This window comes from Variovorax sp. AC194, assembly GCF_979257995.1.
On record NZ_OZ409823.1, the window covers coordinates 756,574 to 776,733 of the forward strand.

At 66.7% G+C, this 20,160-nt stretch carries 16 protein-coding genes; 10 read left to right on the forward strand and 6 right to left on the reverse strand.

Annotation, left to right across the window (positions count from 1 at the left end):
- Nucleotides 1-7 precede the first annotated feature (7 nt).
- On the reverse strand, nucleotides 8-3,010 hold the full coding sequence (locus ACZYRS_RS03690) for a type VI secretion system Vgr family protein (RefSeq protein WP_463418158.1): 3,003 nt from the start codon (nucleotides 3,008-3,010) through the stop codon (nucleotides 8-10).
- Between the two features lie 24 nt (nucleotides 3,011-3,034).
- Nucleotides 3,035-3,691, reverse strand: coding sequence for a hypothetical protein (locus ACZYRS_RS03695; RefSeq protein WP_463418159.1), 657 nt, complete (start codon nucleotides 3,689-3,691; stop codon nucleotides 3,035-3,037).
- A gap of 315 nt (nucleotides 3,692-4,006) precedes the next feature.
- Between ACZYRS_RS03695 and ACZYRS_RS03700 the strand changes: the two genes are divergently transcribed.
- The 6 genes from ACZYRS_RS03700 to ACZYRS_RS03725 all read left to right on the forward strand — a co-directional run bounded on the left by ACZYRS_RS03700 (nucleotide 4,007) and on the right by ACZYRS_RS03725 (nucleotide 12,462).
- Nucleotides 4,007-4,849 (forward strand): M15 family metallopeptidase, encoded by an 843-nt coding sequence (locus tag ACZYRS_RS03700; protein WP_463418160.1) that lies wholly within the window; start codon nucleotides 4,007-4,009, stop codon nucleotides 4,847-4,849.
- 63 nt (nucleotides 4,850-4,912) lie between these two features.
- Complete coding sequence (locus ACZYRS_RS03705) at nucleotides 4,913-5,206, forward strand: PAAR domain-containing protein (RefSeq protein WP_198789547.1); 294 nt, start codon at nucleotides 4,913-4,915, stop codon at nucleotides 5,204-5,206.
- Between the two features lie 87 nt (nucleotides 5,207-5,293).
- Nucleotides 5,294-6,772: a hypothetical protein gene (locus ACZYRS_RS03710; protein WP_463418161.1), complete on the forward strand. Its 1,479-nt coding sequence runs from the start codon at nucleotides 5,294-5,296 to the stop codon at nucleotides 6,770-6,772.
- 23 nt (nucleotides 6,773-6,795) lie between these two features.
- Complete coding sequence (tssM, locus tag ACZYRS_RS03715) at nucleotides 6,796-10,641, forward strand: type VI secretion system membrane subunit TssM (protein ID WP_463418162.1); 3,846 nt, start codon at nucleotides 6,796-6,798, stop codon at nucleotides 10,639-10,641.
- A complete protein-coding gene (tagF, locus tag ACZYRS_RS03720; protein WP_198789550.1) occupies nucleotides 10,638-11,627 on the forward strand; it encodes a type VI secretion system-associated protein TagF in 990 nt (329 codons plus the stop codon). Before tssM ends, tagF begins: the two co-directional genes overlap by 4 nt.
- Before the next feature lie 7 nt (nucleotides 11,628-11,634).
- Nucleotides 11,635-12,462, forward strand: coding sequence for an OmpA family protein (locus ACZYRS_RS03725; RefSeq protein ID WP_463418163.1), 828 nt, complete (start codon nucleotides 11,635-11,637; stop codon nucleotides 12,460-12,462).
- A 45-nt stretch (nucleotides 12,463-12,507) separates the two neighbouring features.
- Here the strand turns inward: ACZYRS_RS03725 and tssA are convergent, their stop codons facing one another.
- The 4 genes from tssA to tssJ all read right to left on the reverse strand — a co-directional run bounded on the left by tssA (nucleotide 12,508) and on the right by tssJ (nucleotide 16,507).
- Complete coding sequence (tssA, locus tag ACZYRS_RS03730; RefSeq protein WP_463418164.1) at nucleotides 12,508-13,641, reverse strand: type VI secretion system protein TssA; 1,134 nt, start codon at nucleotides 13,639-13,641, stop codon at nucleotides 12,508-12,510.
- Complete coding sequence (icmH, locus tag ACZYRS_RS03735; protein WP_463422447.1) at nucleotides 13,638-14,420, reverse strand: type IVB secretion system protein IcmH/DotU; 783 nt, start codon at nucleotides 14,418-14,420, stop codon at nucleotides 13,638-13,640. The genes tssA and icmH overlap by 4 nt, the downstream gene beginning before the upstream one ends.
- Before the next feature lie 28 nt (nucleotides 14,421-14,448).
- Entirely contained in the window at nucleotides 14,449-15,795 is a 1,347-nt protein-coding gene (gene tssK, locus ACZYRS_RS03740; protein ID WP_176661955.1) for a type VI secretion system baseplate subunit TssK, read from the reverse strand.
- Nucleotides 15,796-15,883: 88 nt separating this feature from the next.
- A complete protein-coding gene (gene tssJ, locus ACZYRS_RS03745) occupies nucleotides 15,884-16,507 on the reverse strand; it encodes a type VI secretion system lipoprotein TssJ (protein ID WP_463418165.1) in 624 nt (207 codons plus the stop codon).
- A gap of 232 nt (nucleotides 16,508-16,739) precedes the next feature.
- Here tssJ and ACZYRS_RS03750 point away from each other — a divergent pair, with 232 nt between their 5' ends.
- The 4 genes from ACZYRS_RS03750 (at nucleotide 16,740) to ACZYRS_RS03765 (ending at nucleotide 20,142) form a co-directional block, all read left to right on the forward strand.
- Nucleotides 16,740-17,396: an outer membrane protein assembly factor BamD gene (locus ACZYRS_RS03750; RefSeq protein WP_463418166.1), complete on the forward strand. Its 657-nt coding sequence runs from the start codon at nucleotides 16,740-16,742 to the stop codon at nucleotides 17,394-17,396.
- Between the two features lie 124 nt (nucleotides 17,397-17,520).
- Nucleotides 17,521-18,036, forward strand: coding sequence for a type VI secretion system contractile sheath small subunit (tssB, locus tag ACZYRS_RS03755; protein ID WP_198789554.1), 516 nt, complete (start codon nucleotides 17,521-17,523; stop codon nucleotides 18,034-18,036).
- A 2-nt stretch (nucleotides 18,037-18,038) separates the two neighbouring features.
- Nucleotides 18,039-19,526 (forward strand): type VI secretion system contractile sheath large subunit, encoded by a 1,488-nt coding sequence (gene tssC / locus ACZYRS_RS03760; RefSeq protein ID WP_463418167.1) that lies wholly within the window; start codon nucleotides 18,039-18,041, stop codon nucleotides 19,524-19,526.
- Between the two features lie 103 nt (nucleotides 19,527-19,629).
- The gene (locus ACZYRS_RS03765) at nucleotides 19,630-20,142 is read left to right on the forward strand and encodes an Hcp family type VI secretion system effector (RefSeq protein ID WP_042578745.1); all 513 of its coding nucleotides are present in this window, start codon (nucleotides 19,630-19,632) and stop codon (nucleotides 20,140-20,142) included.
- Nucleotides 20,143-20,160 lie beyond the last annotated feature (18 nt).

Sequence of the window (20,160 nt, forward strand, 5' to 3'; positions counted from 1 at the left end):
GCGGCCCTCATTGCAAGGCGGAGAAGGGTGCGCCGCTTTGTGCCGCCTTCAGCATGCACTCAATGCAGATGCTCTGTGGGAACAGAGGCAGTCCGTACGGAGAGCTTGTCGGCCCCGCCAGCTTCCGCTGCACCGCGTGATAAGTAATCTTCCCCGGACATTCAAACGTGATGTCCCCGTTCTGCAGCGTGATCGATGCCCCTTGCGCAGTCGCAATGCGAATCTTCTTCTTCGCCGCAAACTCCACCGTCTTGTCCGTACTCGCAATCTTCAGCGCATCCTTGGCCTGCACCCGCAACTCATCGTGCTGCGCCTGAAAGTCCAGATCGTCGCTGCCCGCAATGATCGACAGGCCCGCTTCAGCATCCGCTTTCTGCGCGCCAGCCAGCAGCCCGATCGCCTGACCGCTGTGCACCCTCAGCACATCCGCCAACGCAAGGTTGATATCTCCGCCGCTGGCCAGCGTCGCAGTCTCCCCCGCCACGATCTGCAATTGCTGCCCCGCGACCATCGCGAGCCCGCCGCGCGCGGCCAGCGCAACGACGGCATCGGTCGTGTGCGGCACCTTGCCATCGCCGGTCGCAATCGATTTGTCCGACGCATCCGAATAAGCCGTCTCCAGCACATCGCCCGTCACCATGCCGCTCGCCGCGTGCTCCATCGCCGCGTACGGCGCGCGCTCCTTGTCGAGCTGTGAGGCGTTGGCCTTGTCGGCGCCGATGTGCCCGGCGAGCTGCACGGTCTCGTGCTTCATCGCAGCCTCGCTCAGCGCCTGTCCCAGCTGCTGCACTTGCTTGAGCAACGCCATGCCCGCGGCAAAGTCGCCAACAGGTTCGAGCTGCTTTCCGCCCGTCCCGTGGTACGTGCTCAACAGCACGCCCTTGCCGCCACGCAACGCCGCATAGCCATCGGTACGCAACTCGAGCCCCTGCCCGCGAAAGCTGCCGCGGAAGTTGTCGGCCTGATGAATCAGATGCCCCAGGTTCAACTGGCTGTGCGCGGTGCTCGCATGCAACTGCACGCGCAGCTGCTGGTTCGAATCGTCGAACACCAGTTGGCTGAACCCCTCGCCGCCGAACTCCTTCGTCTTGAAGCCGCTCAGCGCAGCTGCGTTGCGGTGCCCCTTGTCGTCCGCGCTCGAACCGTGCCAGGCTGGCGCGTGGCCGGCGGCAAGGTTGGCCTGCGCGCTCGGCGATGCGTTGTGCGCCTGGGCGAAGACATCGGCCTCCTGCCCTTGGCCCGAACGTTCCTGGCTGCGCGATGCACCGCCGGGCGTGGGCTCGATGCCGCCGTCGCCGCGCCCGTTGTAGAGCGCGCCGACGATCACCGGCTGGTCGACATCGAGGTCGACGAACTTCACCAGCACTTCCTGCCCGATGCGCGGCAGCCACTGCCAGCCCATGCCGGGGCCGGCCTGGCGCTGGGCCACGCGAATCCATCGCGTGCTGCGGTTGTCCTTCGCATCGCTGCCGCCGCTGTTGTTGTTGTTCTGCGCGTCGCCGCCGGCCGACTCGGTCTGCCAGTGGAATCGCACGCGCACGTCGCCGCGATCGTTGCAATACAGCTCGTCCGCGCCGTTCGGCGAAGTCTCGCCCGAGGGCCCGACGACGATCGCGCTGTGCACGCCGCTGGCCGTGGGCTTGGCATGCAGCCGCGCGCCGTCGGCGGCCGCGAGCACGGGTCGCCACGGGCGTGCCACATGCACGGCCGAGAAGCTGTTGGCGTAGCCCAGCGTCTTCGCGGCTGCAAGGCTCTGCGCCTGCGGGCGAACATCGTTCACGCCGTCGTGCGAACCCGTGCCCGTCGGTACCAGACCGAACACGTCGTCTTCGGCAGTGACGGACGCACAGGGCCTGTCGAACACGAGGTGCTCCGACAGGTCGCCCAGCTGCGCTGCAATCGATGCCGCCGTGTCCTTCGGCAAATTGTTGATGCCCACATGCTCGACGGTGTCCAGCAGCAGCGCGGGCTTGGCCTGCAAGCCGAGCGCGGGCGCGTCGTCGACATCGATGCGCGTGCCCGCGCGCAGCGTGCGCACGGTGCTGTGGCCGAGCATCACGTCGGCGCGGCACTCGGCCGCTTCCATCATGAGGCCCGCATAGCGCTCGAGCGTGCGGTTGCTGTCCCAGCCGCGGCTGCGGTCGTTCAGGCCGAGCACATCGTCGTACTCGATGCGCGGCGCGTTCTTGCCGCCGACCGCAAAGCGCGCGGCGGCGCTGCCCGTCAACTGGCGCTTGCCGTCGACGTTCCATGCGCTCAGGTGCACCTGCGCCACCGACTGCCGCATGCGGCGCACCAGCGCCTGCACGGCGTCGCTGCGCTCCTGCGAACTCTTGCGGTGAAAGCGGACGGGCGAGCCCGGGTCCGCGGGCTGCGCATCGTTCGCCGAGAAGATCACGAGCTTGTGCCCCATGGGCGCGGCCTCGTCTTCCTCGATGCGCCAGGCCAGGCCTTCTTCGGCGAGCAGGCGCGAGAAGAAATCGAAGTCGCTCTCGCGGTACTGCGTGCAGTAGGTGCGAACCGGCGCATCGGCCAGGAAGCCGCTCGCCTCGGAAGAAAAAGCCCAGTTGCCCGCATCGGCATACGGCGCGAGCACGCGCTCGATGATGTCGGCCACCGAGCGTTGCTGGAACACCTGGCTGCGCCCCTGCTGCGTGGCGAGCCAGAGCCACGGCACGAGCGTGAGGCGATAGCGCGCGAGGCCGCCGTCGGAGCCGAGCGACTCGACCGCGCGGATGAGGCCCGTGCGCTTGCCGGTCGCGCCGTTGGCCAGCACGGTGACGAGCGTGAGGGGCTGGTCGATCATCGACGAGAGCGCAAGGTCGGCGCGCAGGCTCAGGCAGACGATGCGCATCTCGAAGAGCTGCGACACGGCCTCGCGCTGCACCCAGCCTTCGACGCGCAGGGCGTCGATGCTGGCGTTGGCCGATGTGCCTGGCGCCTCGAGACGGTAGAGCCGGTTGGTCTGGCTGAGCTCGGCCCAGAGCGTGCTGCGGTCAGCGGATGGCATCGTGTTTCACGTCGGCACGGGGGCTCATGGTTTGCATCGCTGGCCGGACTTGCAGTCCGCCGAGACCTCGGCCAGCGCCGCAGGTTGCGGTGCGGGGTCGGGCGCCTTGCTGCGCCGAAGGAGCGCGGTCAGCAGGTCGGTGTCGGGGTCGGGCTTGCCCGAGCGCGCCGCGGTCTGCGTGTTGTCGTTGGCGCGCCGCGGCGTCTTCGATGCGTTGGCAGCGGTCTTCACGGGCTTGCTGTTCGCGGCGCGTGCGGGTTGCCTGAACGATGCGACATGCTCCGGCTTCTTTGCCGCGGCAGTCGTTGTCGTTTTCGTTGACATCTTCTCGGCGCGTGGTGGATTCGCAGCCGCGACACGCGCCGGCTTGGCCGCGGGCGGCACCGCCATGGGCTGCGCGCCGATCGCTGCGAACGGCGTGGATTGCTGTTGAGGTGGTGAAGCGGTGTCGCCTTCGACGATGCGCGCGGTCGCTGGCTCGGGCGCTGCAGGTGCCGTCGCAACGATCGCGGGCGCCGGCGTCTCGGGCACCGGTGGTGCGACAGGCGCGGCGACAACTGCAGGTGCGGGTTTCGCGGGCGCGGCGGCGGCGATGTTCATCGACGCATCGGTGCGCCTGGCTTGCAACTGGTAGGTCGTGGCACCCGCAACGCCGATCAGCAATGCCAGTGCTGCCCACACGCCGGGCCTTTTGATGAAAGAGCGTTTGCCGTTATCGCGGCCGCCGAACTGTGCAAGCACGCGCGTGGATTCCCCACCGGCTGCAGCGGACGACGCGGCTGCGTCGGGTGCGCTCGAACCGAGCAGGCTCGGCCGTCCCTTGTTGGCATCTGGCGCGCCCATCATGGATGGGTGGTCCCGAAAGCAGGCATGTTTTTTCTCCCCGCGGCTTTATGGTGTGACCGACGCAACGTTGCAACTTGGATGCAGTTGTTGCGTACGAGTGGTTCGAATTGTTGTGCCACTCATACAATGAATTGCACTCTTCGAACACCGTTGATCTTCTTTGCTCTCTTTTGTTATTTTGCCTTGATGGTGGTCGCGCTTGCCATCTTCTTGTTCCCTTCTTTTCGCGAGCGTGTGTTGCGAACCACGATCGCTTTGACGACTGCAACTGCAGTCTTTTTCATCAAGATCGGTCATCGATTCGGCCTGGTGTCCGAAGCAAGTTTTCAGTTGGTGCGCGATGGCGGATCGGGCGTGCGTACTTTCGCCGTACGTCATCGCTATCTGTTGTTGTCGGGCATGGGCCTGCTGGTCATTCCGGTGATGTTGAGCGTGGCCTTTGGAACCGGCCGCGTTCTTTTTTTCGACGACTGGGCACCGACGAGCGACCCGAAGATCGAGGCGCTGTTGAAAGGCGAGCAGCTCGTGCCGCCGCCTGCGCTGCCGCCTGAAATCTTCGCGACGGCAGAGGTCGAGCAGGTGCGACCGCTCACCAAGGAAGGCAGCCGCGACTGGGCCGTGCTCGATGCGGACTTCCGCAATCGGCTGCTGCTGGTCTACAAGATCATGAAAGAAAAACACGGCTACGACCTCGCGTTGCTCGAGGGTTATCGCAGCCCCGAACGGCAGGCCAAACTCGCCGCGCTGGGCAACACGGTGACGCTCGCCAAGGCGAATCAAAGCTATCATCAATATGGACTTGCGGCAGACAATGCGTTCTTTCGCAATGGCAAGCTGGTGATCTCGGAAAGAGACCCGTGGGCCATGGAGGGCTACCGTCTTTATGGCGAAGTGGCCGAGTCCGTGGGGCTGGTGTGGGGTGGTCGATGGTCCTTCAAGGATTACGGTCACGTGGAGTACCGCAAGCCCGGTTTCAAATTGCCACGCGACTGAATGAATGCCCGCACGGCATCGGTCGCATCGACAAACCAACGAGGCAAGCAAGGGGGAGTTCGAATGGAAGAGGATCAACCCGCCGCGGACGACGATCGTCCGTGGATCGTCCTGCACGACAAGACCGACCACGGCGGCCGCGTGATCACCGCGTCCGAGAACACGAGCATCGACGAGCGCCGCGTGGCACGCGTCGGTGACCTGGTGTCGTGCCCGCGGATCGGCCACGGCATCAACCCGATCGTGACCGGCAGCCGCTACGTCACGCTCGATGGCCGCTACGTTGCGCGGCACGGCGACAAGGCCCGTTGCGGCTGCACGTTGCTGTCCAGCCAGATCGCTTCCGCATCCGAATGACAAAGGCCAACCGATCGGCTGCACGCACGGCATGCGGCACGGCGGCCGCGTGCGCCGTCGCATGACGAAGGCATCGACGAACTCCTGATGCTCGCGCGACTGGTCAAGCCCACCCTCATGTTCTCTGCCGTGTTCATCACGGTGTGGGTGATCGTGGTCGTCTACTGGAACTACACGGCGCGCATGCCGAGCACCAGCGACATCGCGCTCTACCTCGTCGTGCTGCCGCTGGCGCTGGTGGTGTTCTATCTGCTGCTGCGGCGGATCTTCACGGGCGCGCCGCCTTCCGCTGCACTGCCTTCGTCCGCGCGCGGTGCGTCCGCTGCAACGGGTAGTGCCGCATCGACAGGCGCAACGGCCGATGCGCCGCAAGAGCGCCTGCAGATGTCGGTGCTCGCATTCGCGCTTCGCACGCCGCGCGGCAGCGATGCCGATGCGGTGGCCGCTGCCGTCGGCCAGGCGCAGGCGCCCGAGCTGGTGCCCGAGCTTCGCGACGGCGAAGGCTTCCCCATGCTGGCGGGCTGTGTCGCCGGCATCGATCCGAACGAGCTTCGCGAGCACCTGCGCGAGTCGCTGCGGCCCGCGCCGGACGCCTTCAATGCCGACGCGCTGACCGACGACCGGCTGCGCGCCATCCACCTCATGTCCGACGTGCTGCAGGAGCTGCTCGCTTCGGCGACCGATGCGTTGCTCAACGCCGGCGACGCGCTCTCGGTGCGCGCGCCCGGGCGCTTCGTGTCGAGCGGCGCGATCGTGCCCGGCTCCGCGTCCGCGCCGCAGCTGTGCATCTCGTTGCTGTTGCCCGGCGCGTGGAGCGAGAGCGAGCGCGCGGTCGCCACGCAATGGGTGCAGCAGCTGGCGCGCGAAGCCGACCCCTCGCAGCACTGGAGCGTCGACTGTTTCAAGAGCGAGCCCGGCGTCTGCGCGATGGCGCTGCTCGACCGCATCAATGTCTCGCTCCATCGCGAGCAACGTCCCGCGCTGTGGATGGCAGTGGCCGCCGACTCCGCGATTTCCGGCGAGTGCATCGCGCGCTGGGACGCCGAAGGCCTCCTGTATTCGGCCGCGCGCCGCAACGGCCGCGTGCCGGGCGAAGCGGCCGCGGGCCTGCTCCTGGCGCGCGCCAGCGATGCGCTGTTCGCGCAGCCCCACGGCGTGCTGCTCTCGCGCAGCGCGAGCGGCCGGCGCGACGAGTCCGCCGACACCGCGCGTGTGCCCGACGCGAGCCTGCTCGACCTCTTCGCCCAGCGCCTGATGTCGGCGTCGGCGCTGCAGCCCGAGGCGGTCGACTGGGTCGTGAGCGATGCCGACCACCGCACGAGCCGCGTCACCGAAGTGGCCCAGCTCGTGCAGCAGCGGCTGCCGCACCTGCCCTTCGAAAACAACCTTTCCGTCTGCGCGAGCCTGGGCCACCTGGGCGCCGCCGCCGACATGACCGCCGTGGCACTCGCGTGTCACCTGGCCGTGCGAGATTCACGGCACGTGCTCGCGCTGTCCGTGCAGGACGCGCGCGCCCGCACGGCCATGCTGGCCGGCGCCGCAAGCCCCGTGCCACAAGCCACTTAACCGGACCGACTCCAGAAACATCTATGCGGCGATTCTTCAGTTTCCTGGCCGATCCGCGCACCCTCTCGGTGATCGGCGCCATCGCGCTCGGCGCGTTCCTCCTGATCGGCGCGCAGACGCTCGAGATCGGCGCGATCTGGGCGGTCGGCATCTTCGCCGTGCTGCTGCTCCTGTGGCTCGTCGTGTGGTTCGTACGGCGCATGCGCACCCGCTCGGCCAACCGCAAGCTCGGCGACATGCTCGAAGACCAGGCCGATGCCGCCGTGCGCGACAGCGACCCCGAGCGCAAGGCCGAGATCGACGAGCTGCGCGGGCGCATGGTCGAGGCCGTCAAGACCATCAAGACCTCCAAGATCGGGCAGATGTCCGGCAGCGAGGCGCTGTACGAGCTGCCCTGGTACATGGTCATCGGCAACCCCGCGGCGGGCAAGAGCAGCGCCATCCTGAACTCGGGCCTGCAGTTTCCGTTCGCCGACAAGGGCAACGCGGTGATCCAGGGCATCGGCGGCACGCGCAACTGCGACTGGTTCTTCACCACCGAAGGCATCGTGCTCGACACCGCGGGCCGCTATTCCATTCACCAGGAAGACCGCAAGGAGTGGTTCGGCTTCCTGGACCTGCTCAAGAAGTACCGCCCGAAGGCGCCCATCAACGGGATCATCATCACCGCGAGCATTCCCGAGCTGATCGGCAGCCGGCCCGACTTCGCGATCCAGCTGGCAAAGAACCTGCGCCAGCGCATGCAGGAGCTGACCGAGCGGCTGGAGGTGTTCGCGCCGGTCTACGTGATGTTCACCAAGGCCGACCTGATCACCGGCTTTGCGGAGTTCTTTGGCGACAGCGACAAGATGGAGCGCGACCGCGTGTGGGGCGCGTCGCTGCCCTACGACGGCGACGAGAAGCAGGACGCCGTCGCCCAGTTCGACAAGCGCTTCGACGAGCTCTACATGGGCCTGAAGGAAATCAGCGTCTCGCACTTCGCGAACCACCGCAGCAGCGATCCGTCGCCCGAGCTCCTGATCTTTCCGCTCGAGTTCGCGGCCATCAAGCCCGCGCTGCGCGCGTTCCTCGCCACGCTCTTCGAGAGCAATCCGTTCCAGCACAAGCCCGTGTTCCGCGGCTTCTACTTCACCAGCGCGCTGCAAGAGGGCACGATGCGCAGCCTCTCGACCGAGCGCATCGCCAAGCGCTTCGGGCTCACGCTGAACAACGCGGCCACCAAGTCCAAGGAAATCTATTCGCAGAACGGGTTCTTCCTGCGCGACCTGTTCTCCAAGGTGATCTTCGCCGACAAGAAAACGGTGCGGCAGTTCTCCAGTCCCGTGAAGGCGCGCGTGCGCTACGTGAGCTTCTTCGCCTTCGTCGCCGTGCTGGGGCTGCTGCTCGGCGGATGGACCTGGTCTTATCTTGGTAATCGGCAGCTGGTGGAAAACGTGCAGGCAGACCTGGACAAGGTGGTCAAGCTGCAGGCCAGCGACAACGGCCTGCGCACGCGCTTCGAGGCGCTGGGCATCCTGCAGGACCGCATCGAGCAACTCGAAAAATTCCGCAATGACCGGCCGCTGTCGCTCTCGCTCGGCCTCTACCAGGGCAACCAGCTCGAAGACAAGCTCGTGGCCGAGTATTACGGCGGTGTGAAGCAGCTGATGCTGGCGCCGGTGTCCGACAACCTGCAGGCGTTCCTGCGCGAGGTCAACGCGCATCCGGAGCGCCTGAAGCGCGCCGACGCGGCGGGCAACCCGGCCGCGCCGGTCGCGGTGTCGGCCGCCACGCCGGCAGCGCCGCCGGCGGCGGAGAGCGGCGGCCTCTATGCGGGCTCGTCGCCGGCCGATGTGCAGGACACCTACAACGCGCTCAAGACCTACCTCATGCTGTCCGACAAGCGGCAGGTGGAAACGGCGCACCTCACCGACCAGATCTCGCGCTTCTGGCGCGGCTGGCTCGAGAGCAACCGCGGCGACATGCCGCGCGCGGCGGTCATCCGCGATGCCGAACGCATGATCACCTTCTACCTGCGCCGCGTGGGCGACGACAACTGGCCCGCGCTCGCCGACACCAACCTCGCGCTGGTCGAGCAGACGCGCGACAACCTGCGCCGCGTGGTGCGCGGCATGCCGGCGCGCGAGCGCGTCTACGCCGAGATCAAGGCGCGCGCTTCCACGCGCTTCGCGCCGATGACGGTGGCGCGCATCCTGGGCGCCACGGCCGGCGCCGAGAGCGAGGGCACCATCGCCGGCAGCGTCGCCATCTCGGGCGCCTTCACGCGCGAGGCCTGGCAGCAGTACGTGGACGACGCGATCCGCGACGCCGCCAACAAGGAAACGTCGAGCAAGGACTGGGTGCTCAACGTCGCGGGCAACGACGACCTCACGCTCGAAGGCAGCCCCGAGCAGATCCGCAAGACGCTGGCCACCATGTACAAGCTGGAGTACGCCAAGGAGTGGCAGCGCTTCCTGCAGGGCATCGCGGTCAAGGACATGGGCAGCTTCGAGCAGGCCGTGGTGGCGATGAACCTTCTGGGCGATCCGCAGAATTCGCCGATCCGCAAGGTCTTCGACACCGTCTACGACCAGACCTCGTGGGACAACCCCTCGCTGGTCAACGCCGGCCTGCAGCAGGCGCGCACCGGCGCATTGAACTGGTTCAAGAACCTCTTCAGCCGCGCCACGCCCTCGCAGGTCAACGTGAACATCGACGCGAGCGGCAACCGCACCGAGATTCCGATGGGCCCGATCGGCCGCGAGTTCGCGGGCGTCGCGCGCCTGGTGGTCGAGCGCGACAACACCTCGCTGCTGCGCGGCTACCTCGCGACGCTCTCGAAGCTGCGCGGGCGCTTCAACCAGATCAAGAACCAGGGCGACCCCGGGCCGGGCGCGCGCCAGCTCATGCAGCAGACGCTGGAGGGCAACGGCTCGGAGCTCGCCGACGCGCTCAAGTACGTCGACGAGCAGATGCTCACGGGCATGGACGCCTCGCAGCGCCAGGCCCTGCGGCCGCTTCTGGTGCGGCCGCTGCTGCAGGCCTATGCAGTGACGATCCAGCCGACGGCGGTGGAGGTCAACAAGATCTGGAGCGCGCAGGTGCACCAGCCGTTCCAGCAGTCGCTCGCGACCAAGTACCCGTTCGCCGCGGGCGCGAAGATCGAGGCCTCGCCCGCGGAGATCGCGCAGTACTTCGGACCGGAAGGCGCCATCGGCAAGTTCGTGACGACCACGCTCGGCTCGCTGGTCATCCGCCGCGGCGACCTGCTCTCGCCGCGCGCCTGGGGCGACCAGGGCCTTACGCTGAGTCCCGATTTCGTGAACGGCTTCTCGCAATGGGTGGCGCCGCTCTCGGGCGCCGCGGCCAGTGGCGGCGGCGGCGCCGCGCAGCCGCAGACGCTGTTCCAGATCCTGCCGCAGCCCGTCTCGGGCCTGACCGAATACATGGTCGAAATCGACGGCCAGCAACTGCGCTACCGCAACACGCCGCCGCAGTGGTCCAACTTCGTCTGGCCCAACGCGCAGGGCACGCCGGGCGCGCGCATCACGGCCGTCACCTTCGACGGGCGCACCGTGGAGCTCATCAACGAGCCGGGCAATTTCGGGCTGGAGCGCCTGCTCAGCACGGCGCAGCGCACGCGGCTGCCCGACGGCAGCTTCGAGCTCACCTGGGCGCGCGACAACGCGAGCGTGACCGTCAAGCTGCGCGTGATCCAGAACACCCAGTCCGGCGGCTCGGGCGGCGATTCGCCGCAGGGCAAGGGGCTGCGCGGCACGGTGCTGCCTTCGACGGTGGCGGAGATCGGCGTGCCCGCGGCATCGCGCGCAACGCCAGCGGCAACAGCTCCGGGGGCTCCGGCGGCAACGGCACAGGGAGTCGGCAAATGAGCGCGCTGCAGACACAACAGCTGTGCTACTTCGGCAAGTTGCCCGGTCGCGGCGACTTCGTGAAGGGGCTCTACAACCCGCAGCTCATCAAGGTGTTCGACAACTGGCTGTCGCAGACCATGGAGATGCTGTCGGAAGACCCGCGCTGGAAGATCATCTACGACAACGCGGCGCCGATCCATTTCGTGTGCCTGGGCTCGCGCAGCCGCGTGGCGATCGCGGGGCACCTGAAGGCCAGCCGCGACGAGTCGTCGCGCCGCTACCCGTTTCTCGCGGCCACCTCGGTGGAGGTCGACGAGGCGCTGGACTTCATGCGCGGCGCGCCGATGCTCGTCGGCCCCTACTGGGACCGCATGGCGGTGCAGGTCAACGCGCTGGCCGAGGGCACCGACCTGGACAGCGAACTCAAGCGCTTCGAGGCGCTCGACCCGGGCATCGAGACGGGCTTCAAGAAGTCCGCCTCGCGCGCGACCTACGCAGCCTTCACGCGCGACACGAGCCTCTTGCGCATCGAGCAGATGCTCAACTTCGACGGCCACAAGGTGTCGCTGCGCCGCGCGATCCTGGCGCTGGGCCTCCTGCTGCAGCCGGTGATGGCCAGCGCGGTGTCGCACCTGGAGAAGGGGCTCACGCTGCCGCTGCCGCGCGACCCGATCGACCGCTCGCTCATCGCCACCTTCTGGCTCGAGCTGGTGTCGCAGTTCCTCGCGAAGGCCGACTTCGAACTGGTGCTGATGGCCACCGAGATCGACGGCCGCTCGCGGCTGGTGATCGGCTTCAACGGCCTGTCGCCGCGGAGCCTGCAGAGCGTGCTGCACCCGCAGGTCTACACCGAGCACAACATCGACATCGACAACCCGGAGTGGGTCGAGGACACCATCCACAGCAACTACGCGATGTTCAAGCTGGTGAGTTATCTCGACCAGCCGCAGCTGCCGCTGGACATCGTGCTCACCGCCTTTCGCGAAGTCTTCATCGGGGAATGACACGGTCATGAAAAGTTCTTTGCGCGTCAAGTCGCTGGCCCTGGCCGTTGCATTCACGTTCGCCGGTGCCGCACAGGCCCAGACGGCGGGCGCCCCCGGTGCCCTGGTCGAGACCACGCCCGCGGCCGGTGCCAGGGGCGAGCAGGTGGTGGCCGGCGGGCAGGTGCCCGACGAGGCCACGCGCGTGGCCGTCATCGAGGCGCTGCGCCGCATCTACGGCCCCGCCAGCGTGGTCGACAAGATCGAGGTGGTGAACAGCGTGAGCATGCCGGCCAACTGGGCCGCCAACGTGCAGCGGCTGATCACGCCGTCGCTCAAGGACATCCACCGCGGCCAGTTCCAGATCGAAGGCACGCAGATGGCGCTGAGCGGCGAGGTCGGCAACGAGGCGCTGCGCCAGAAGATCGTGAGCGACATGGCGAGCGCGCTGAACCCGACCTACACCATCAAGAACAGCCTGCGCGTGCCGGTGTCCGAGCAGATCACGGTGGACCAGGCGCTGGCCAACCGCACCATCGAGTTCGAGCTGGGCAGCGCCACGCTCACGCGCAAGGGCCGCGACATCCTGGACGAGATGGCGCCGATCCTGCAGCGACTTACGAACAAGTCGGTGGCGGTGGTCGGCCACACCGACAACGCGGGCAGCCGCGCGTCGAACCTGGCGCTGAGCCAGTCGCGCGCCGAGGCGGTGAAGGGTTATCTGGTGGGCAAGGGGATCGATCCGATGACGCTCACGACATCGGGCGTCGGGCCGGACCAGCCGGTGGCGAGCAACGCGACCGACGATGGGCGCTCCCGCAACCGGCGCATCGAGTTCCGGGTCGGGCGCACCTGATCGACTGAGCGAGCGCCTGGCCTGCACGCGCAGGCCGTTTTGCGTTCAGCGCGATTCGTCGTCGCTCTTGGGCAGGTCGAGCAGGTCCACCAGCTGGGCCAGTTCCTGCTCGTTCTTGATCACGTTGCGCAGCCACGCGTGCAGCGGCATGTCGGCCCAGCGCGCGGCCTTGTTCGCCATGTAGGCGGCGGGGCTCGAAGGCTCGGTCTTCTCGAAATACGCCGCCACTTCCTTCAACTGCGCGATGGCCTGCGCGCGGCTGTGGATGCCGGGCGGTAGCGCGGCGGGCGCGGCCGCTGCCGGCGCGTGATGGTGCGGCACTCCCGAGTCGAACACCGGCTCGATGCGCGAGGGTGCGGGCGTGCCTGCCACCGGCGCGGCGGCGGGCGCTGCCGGTGCGCCGCTGTCCATCGGCACGCCGGCTTCGCGCGCGAAGCGCTCGACCGTCTGGCGGATGGCCGCGGCCGCATCTTTCGCGGCACGAAAGCTCGGGCCGTTCGATGCGGTGCGCTCGTCGAAAACGGCTTCGAATTCGGCCAGCGCCTGTTCGCAGGCCTGCACGTCGCGGTGCGTCTTCTGCAGAAACTTCGCCGGCGTCGCGCGGCGGATGCGGTCGAACTGCTCGACCGTCACCTTGTTGCGCTGCAGCTCGTCGGCCTGCGCGGGCGTGCGGCGGATGCTCTGGTCGAGCGCGAGCGCCGTCTCCCAGATGAGCGCGCTGTAGCCGGTGTTGGCATCGCTCACGATCGGCGCGCGCTGCAGGAGCTCGACCGAACGCGCGATCAGCCACGCGACGTTGCCCACGCGCATCTCGATGTCGCCGCCCTCGGGCAGCGGATGCAGGTGGTCCCAATACTGCTGGCACAGGCCCGTGAGCAGGCGGTAGCCGTCGGCCAGCCCCTCGAAGCCGCGCTGGCTGGCGGCGGCATCGGTGAGCCACACGCCCAGCCGCAGGTCCTTGGTGGATTCGCGCAGCAGCTTCTCGCACTCGGAAATCACGAAGGGCCAGTTGGCCTCCTTCAGCTCGATGACCCACTCGCCCTGTTCGAGCGACGGATCGTCGTGCTTGCGCGCCTCCTGGATGGCGTCGAACTGGCGCGAGAACAGCATGTCCTCGCCGCAGGGCGAGGCCTCCGAAATCGGGGCCAGGAGGGCCGGCAGGTCGAGCCGCGTCGTCATGGCAGCGAGATCGTCAGGTTGGCCTGGCGCGGCCCGAGCTTCACGATGTCCTGGTAGCTCGCGAGCGTGCCCTGCGTCGTGCTGCCCAGGTGCGCCGACAGGCCGATGAAGCCGAGCAATCCGATGAGCGCGAACAGCGCCGCCACCACCCACTGCGGCGCCTCGCGCTTGAGCGAGTGCGAGATCAGGTCGGGCAGCGGCCAGTGCGGCGCGAACGGCGTGCGCTTGCCGCGGGCGTTGGCGATCTCGTCGCCCACGCGCGCGGTGAGATAGGCCAGCTTCTCGGTGCCGTCGATCGCGTACTTGCCCTGGAAGCCCAGCAAGAGGCACATGTAGAACACCTCCAGCGTCTGGATGCGCGTGGCGCCGTGCGCCCGCTCCACTTCCAGCATCTTGAAGAAGTTCTCGCCCGCCAGCTGGTCGCCGAAAAGCGTGAGTTGCAGCGGCCGGCGCTCCCACTCCGAGCGGATCGCGAACTCGGGCGCCGAGAGCACGAACTCGTCGATGGTCGCGCAGAAGGCGTATTTGGCGGCGTGGATCTGCTCGGCCGATGCGTCCAGCTTGCGCGCGTTGCGCTCGAATTCGCCCAGGTAGTTGCGGATGCCGGTCAGGAACTGCTCGGTGGTGGCGGGCTGCTGCTTTTTCTTCAGCAGGAACAGCATCACGAAGCCGTCGTACAGCAGATCGAGCAGGCTCGCATCGGCGTCGGGCGCCACGCCCGTGGGCGTGAACGACGCGGCGGGCGCATCGGCGCCCAGCAGGGAAGGGGCCTTGTTGATGGTGGTGGTGTTCATTGCGATCAGGTGATCAGCCGGTCACGGCAATCAGTTCGAGCTGCATGTCGGGAATGCCGGCCGGCGCATAGATGGTCACGCTCTGCGCCTGCAGCATGCGGTCGTACAGCTGGCTCTTGCTGTCGATGGAGAAGTAGCACGCGCCCGCGCGGATCGGAATGGCCGGCGGCACCTGCGGCGCGTAGACGATGCGCACGCCCGGCATGGCCGAGAGCACCAGCTTGTCGACGTCTTCGGGCGCGCCGATCTTGAAGCGCTGCGGCACCGCCTCGGCCAGCTCGGCCGCGGGCATGCTCGCGGTGACCGACATGTAGAACACGGTCTTCTCGTCGATCTTTCCGGAGTCCAGGCGCCCCAGGTAGAAGGCGTTGCGCGTTTCGGTGAGCGCGATCGCGAAGTAGCGCGTGGAGATCACCGTGTCCAGCAGGTCGCGCACGATGCGGTCGAGCTCGGCGAACGCGGGGCCGGGCTTCTCGTGGTCGTACACCGGCAGGTCGTTGAGCGAATAGGTCTTGGCGAACGTCATCAGCGCGCCGGCCAGGCTCAGCAGTTCCTGGAACAACCGCTCCGGATGCAGCGACGGGTGATGGAACAGGTGCGAGAGCGAGGCGAACGCCGAGTTGGCCGTGTGCAGCAGCCAGAACGAGGCGATGTCGCCCGAGCGGAATTCGATGATGTTCTTGCTCGGCTCGCGATGGATGCCGTAGAGCGAATTGACCTTGGCCTGCAGCACGTCCAAGAGGCGCCGCAGCTGCTGGAAGATCGTGGCCGAGGCGTCGATGGAAGTGCACGGCGGCACGAAGCTGCGATCGATCTCGAAGCCGCCCGCGGCGGTGCGGCGGATGCGGATCACCGGGATCGAGACGAACTGTTCGCGCGGCTCGGTGTCGGCCAGGAGCTTGACGCTCTTGCGCAGGAACACCACCTCGGCGCTCACCGCGTTCGTGTACAGGTCCAGCGACTGCGTCGCATCGCTGGTGTAGCGCGCGGCAAAGCCTTCTTCGTTGGGGTCGGTGTAGTTCTTGCCCAGTTCCTTCACCGGGTGCAGCACCAGGTAGAAGGTGATCTCGTTCTGGCCCGGGTTGAGCGTGTCCAGCGAGATGGGCGGGGGCAGCGCGTCGGCTTGCGGCGCCGAATAAGGCTCGCCGTCGGGGAACACCAGCGACAGCTGCGAGGCGCGGAGCATGCCGCTCGCGAGCGCGTCCAGGTCGAAGCTGATGGAGCGCACGCCCCAGAAGTACGGATGCAGCGTCTGCGCCGTGGCACGCAGGCGCGCCTCGTGGTACGCGTCCTGGCGCTGGAAATGCTGGGGGCGTAGAAACAAGCCCTCTCCCCAGAGGACCTTGGCGGCATAGCTCACGTCGGATCAGCTCCCCTAAATTTTTCGGCAGTATCGCATCGTCGTCCGCGCGCGGACAAGGGCGAATGCACCCCGTGCATCGGGCGCATCACGCGGGCGAGGGCCGGCAGGTCACCGGGCCCAGCAGGTTGAGCGCGCCGCCGCTCGCGGCGCCGCCTTGCGCGTTCTGCTGGCCGACCACCGCGCCCTGCGTCACCGTCAAGGCGCAGGCGTGCGCGCCCATCACGATGCCGGTCTTCTCCGCGTCCACGGCGTTGAAGGCGAAGCGCCAGCGCTGCGCGTCGGGCGAGTGGAACAGCACCACTACGCCCACCGCGTTGGCCGTGCGCGGCACGGTCTCGGTCCAGGTGTATTGCTGGTCGGGAATGAGCGTGATCTCGCGGCTCTCGACGAGGTCGTCGCCCAGCTGCGTCTTGTCGCGGCCGGGGGTGACGAAGGCATCGAACGACGACTGATAGAAGCCGGTCGTTTCCTTCAGCTTGTAGATGCGCACCACCACGGCGAGCGGGCGGTTGCGGCTGTCGGCGTTGAGGTTCTTGCCCGCCGCGATCGACATGAACACCTTGCGCGGCGGCTTCTGCGATTCGGGCAACTCGGGCTTCTTCAGGCCGCTCGCCTCCAGGGCGATGTTGGCGATCGTGAGGGCTGGAGAACTGCATCCGCCAAGCAACAGCGTCATCAGCAAGGCGCTAATTGTGATTAATATTTTCATTGGAACAGCGGATGTAACCGAATTCAAATAGTTGTCATTAGGCTTAAATAATTGGCCGTGGGATTTGCCAATTAAGCAGTTCGCATTACATGACTTCTGTTATTGAACGTAAGCGAATATGTAGTATCGTGTATTGTCATTGGTCGCAACTTAATGAATGATTGCGACCTGCCAAAAAAAGTCAGATCCAAGCGGAGGGATTGTGTTGATTCGAAAGTACATGACTTGCACGATGATTGCTGGTGCCATTGCGGCCACCACCTTTCTGTCGGGCTGCACCACCACACCGGACGCCGCCGTCGCGCAGTCCACCGAAGCCTTCAACAAGAGCCTGGCGGAAGCCGATGCCGCCGCCGCCGCTGCCACCGGCGACAAGTCCGCCGCCATCCGCCAGTACCAGAAGATCGCCACCGACAACCCGACCCGCGGTGAGCCGTGGTCGCGCATCGCGCAGATCTATTTCAACGAAGGCCGCTACAGCCTGGCCATCTCGGCCGCCGAGGAGACGCTGCGCCGCGACCCCGCCAGCCGCCAGGCCAAGAGCATCACCGCCGTGGGCGGCCTGCGCCTGGCAGCCCGCTCCATCGAGGACCTGGGCAAGGACAGCACCCTGAGCGGCGATGCCAACGCCGACGCCTACCGCCTGGCCGCGCTGCTGCGCGAAACCCTGGGCCTGTCGGTCCTGGTGCCCGGCGGCGCCGAAGCCAAGACGACGCCGGCGCGCCGTCCCGTGGCGTCCAACCCGTCGCCCGCACCGTCGCCTTCGACCGCGAGCGCCTCGCAGCCGACCCCGGTCGCCGCCGTGCGTCCCGCTCCGGCACCGGCAGCCCGTCCTGCCCCGGCGCCGCGCGCAGGCGGAAGCGCCAATCCATTCGACGCGCTCAAGTAATTCTTTTTGACGCTTTGAATTGGTTGATTAAACCAAAGTAGTAATTCAAATGCGTGCGCCCTTCCCAATAGGACGCACAAAGTAGTAATTCGTCTCGCAGTCTTATTCGGAAGGTATCGAAGCCATGGCGACCAAAAGACAGAGCGTGCAAAAGCGCCTCCAGAAAGTGCGCCCCCCGCGCGTGCAGCTCACTTATGACGTCGAACTCGGCGACGCCATCGAGAAAAAGGAATTGCCGTTCGTCGTCGGCGTGGTCGCCGACCTGGCCGGCCAGTCCGAGGTGGAGCAGCCCAAGCTGAAGGACCGCAAGTTCGTCAATGTCGACCGCGACAACCTGGACGACGTGATGAAGGGCCTGGCCCCGCGCGCGGCCTACCAGGTGGAGAACAAGCTGGATGCGCGCGGCGGCACCTTCGCCGTGGACCTGACCTTCAATTCGATGGACGCGTTCTCGCCCGAGGCCGTGGTCGACCAGATCGAGCCGCTCAAGCGCCTGCTCGATGCGCGCACCAAGCTGGCGGACCTGCGCAACAAGATGGCCGGCAACAGCAAGCTGGAAGACCTGCTGGCCGACGTGCTGAACAACACCGAGCAACTCCAGCGCCTGGGCCACGGCGCCGGCAAGAAGGACGAAAGCTGAACATGACTGCGCAAGCACTATCGGCATCGAGTGGTGCCTCGCCCGAGGCTTCGGTCGACCTGCTCGACCAGATCGTCGAGAAGAGCAAGGTCGCCAAGTCCGACGCCGAGCACACGCGCGCCAAGGACCTGATCGGCGAGCTGGTCAGCCAGGTGCTCGAAGGCTCGGTGATCGTCTCGGACAACGTCTCGGCCATGATCGACGCCCGCGTAGCCGACCTGGACGCCCTCATCTCCGCGCAGCTGAGCGCCGTGATGCACGCGCCCGAGTTCCAGAAGCTGGAGAGCACCTGGCGAGGCCTGGAATACCTCGTGAAGGAAACGCCCACCGGCACGATGCTCAAGATCAAGGTCATCAACGCCACCAAGCGCGACCTGATCCGCGACTTCAAGGCCGCCGTCGAGTTCGACCAGAGCGCGATGTTCAAGAAGGTCTACGAGGAAGAATTCGGCACCTTCGGCGGTGCGCCGTTCGGCGCGCTGGTCGGCGACTTCGCCGTCACGCGCCAGCCCGAGGACATGTACTTCCTCGACCAGATGGCGCACGTGGCGGCTGCCGCGCACGCGCCCTTCATCGGCGCCGCCTCGCCGGAGCTCCTGGGCCTGGAGAGCTTCGACGACCTGGGCAAGCCGCGCGACATGGCCAAGGTGTTCGACACCGTCGAATACGCCAAGTGGAAGTCGTTCCGCGATTCCGAAGACTCGCGCTACGTGGGCCTCACGCTGCCGCGCTTTCTCGGCCGCCTGCCCTACCACCCGCGCGAAGGCACGGTGGTGGACAGCTTCAACTTCGTGGAAGACGTCGACGGCACCGACCACTCCAAGTACCTCTGGTGCAACGCCGCCTGGGCGTTCGCCACGCGCCTGACGGCCGCGTTCGACGACTTCGGCTGGTGCGCCGCGATCCGCGGCGTGGAAGGCGGCGGCCTGGTCGAAGACCTGCCCACGCACACCTTCAAGACCGACGAGGGCGAGATCGCCCTGAAGTGCCCGACCGAGATCGCCATCACCGACCGGCGCGAGAAGGAACTGAGCGACCTGGGCTTCATTCCGCTGGTGCACTGCAAGAACTCCGACTACGCGGCCTTCTTCGGCGCGCAGTCGCTGCAAAAGCCCAAGAAGTACAACACCGACAGCGCCAACGCCAACGCGGTGCTCTCGGCGCAGCTGCAGTACATCTTCTCGGTCTCCCGCATCGCGCATTACCTCAAGGCCATGATGCGTGACAAGATCGGCAGCTTTGCCTCGGCACACAACGTCGAACAGTTCCTCAACCGCTGGATCGCGCAGTACGTGCTGCTGGACGACAACGCGACGCAGGAACAGAAGGCGCAATTCCCGCTGCGGGAAGCGTCCATCCAGGTGGGCGAAGTGCCCGGCCGGCCTGGTGTCTACCGTGCGGTCGCGTTCCTGCGCCCGCACTTCCAACTGGATGAGCTGTCGATTTCACTGCGCTTGGTCGCCGATCTGCCGAAGTCAGTGAATAAGTAAGAAGAGTCAGAAGAGTCAGTCGAGGCGGATCGCGAAGCGCGGCCGAGGGGCCGCGCATCAACACGTTAACTGTCGTTTCAATCAATCAAGAAGGGGAAGAAACATGAAAGATATCTACGTCAAATTCGGTAGTCCAGCCATCAACGGCGAGTCGCAGGACAAGGACCACAAGGACTGGGTCGAAGTGAGCTCCTGGCAGCACAGCATCGTGCAGCCGCGCTCGGCCACCGCATCGACCGCCGGCGGCCACACCGCCGAGCGCTGCGAGCACGGCGAAATGATCTTCACCAAGGACATGGACGTGGTGAGCCCGCTGCTCTATCAGCACGCATCGGGCGGCACCACCTTCGACGAGGTGACCGTGCAGTTCTACCGCGCCGACGGCGAAGGCAAGCGCGTGCAGTACATGGAGATCAAGCTCAAGTACGTGCTGATCGCCAGCGTGAACCCCAAGGTCATGAGCACCGACGTGGCCAGCGTGCCGAGCGAGACCTTCTCGCTGAAGTACGCCGCCGTGCAGTGGAAGTACACGCAGCAAAAGATCGGCGGCAACCAGGGCGGCAATTCGCAAGGCGCCTGGAGCCTCACCAAGAACGACAAGACCTACTCGGTCTGACGCCCTTCGGGCAATGTC

Excerpts from the sequence above, each read along its gene's own strand:
- ACZYRS_RS03690 (WP_463418158.1), bottom strand. The coding sequence starts at position 3,010 with ATGCCATCCGCTGACCGCAGCACGCTCTGGGCCGAGCTCAGCCAGACC.
- ACZYRS_RS03725 (WP_463418163.1), top strand. The coding sequence starts at position 11,635 with ATGAAAAGTTCTTTGCGCGTCAAGTCGCTGGCCCTGGCCGTTGCATTC.
- tssJ (WP_463418165.1), bottom strand. The coding sequence starts at position 16,507 with ATGAAAATATTAATCACAATTAGCGCCTTGCTGATGACGCTGTTGCTT.
- ACZYRS_RS03710 (WP_463418161.1), top strand. The coding sequence starts at position 5,294 with ATGCTCGCGCGACTGGTCAAGCCCACCCTCATGTTCTCTGCCGTGTTC.
- tssB (WP_198789554.1), top strand. The coding sequence starts at position 17,521 with ATGGCGACCAAAAGACAGAGCGTGCAAAAGCGCCTCCAGAAAGTGCGC.
- ACZYRS_RS03705 (WP_198789547.1), top strand. The coding sequence starts at position 4,913 with ATGGAAGAGGATCAACCCGCCGCGGACGACGATCGTCCGTGGATCGTC.
- ACZYRS_RS03750 (WP_463418166.1), top strand. The coding sequence starts at position 16,740 with ATGATTGCTGGTGCCATTGCGGCCACCACCTTTCTGTCGGGCTGCACC.
- tssA (WP_463418164.1), bottom strand. The coding sequence starts at position 13,641 with ATGACGACGCGGCTCGACCTGCCGGCCCTCCTGGCCCCGATTTCGGAG.
- tagF (WP_198789550.1), top strand. The coding sequence starts at position 10,638 with ATGAGCGCGCTGCAGACACAACAGCTGTGCTACTTCGGCAAGTTGCCC.
- ACZYRS_RS03765 (WP_042578745.1), top strand. The coding sequence starts at position 19,630 with ATGAAAGATATCTACGTCAAATTCGGTAGTCCAGCCATCAACGGCGAG.
- tssC (WP_463418167.1), top strand. The coding sequence starts at position 18,039 with ATGACTGCGCAAGCACTATCGGCATCGAGTGGTGCCTCGCCCGAGGCT.
- tssM (WP_463418162.1), top strand. The coding sequence starts at position 6,796 with ATGCGGCGATTCTTCAGTTTCCTGGCCGATCCGCGCACCCTCTCGGTG.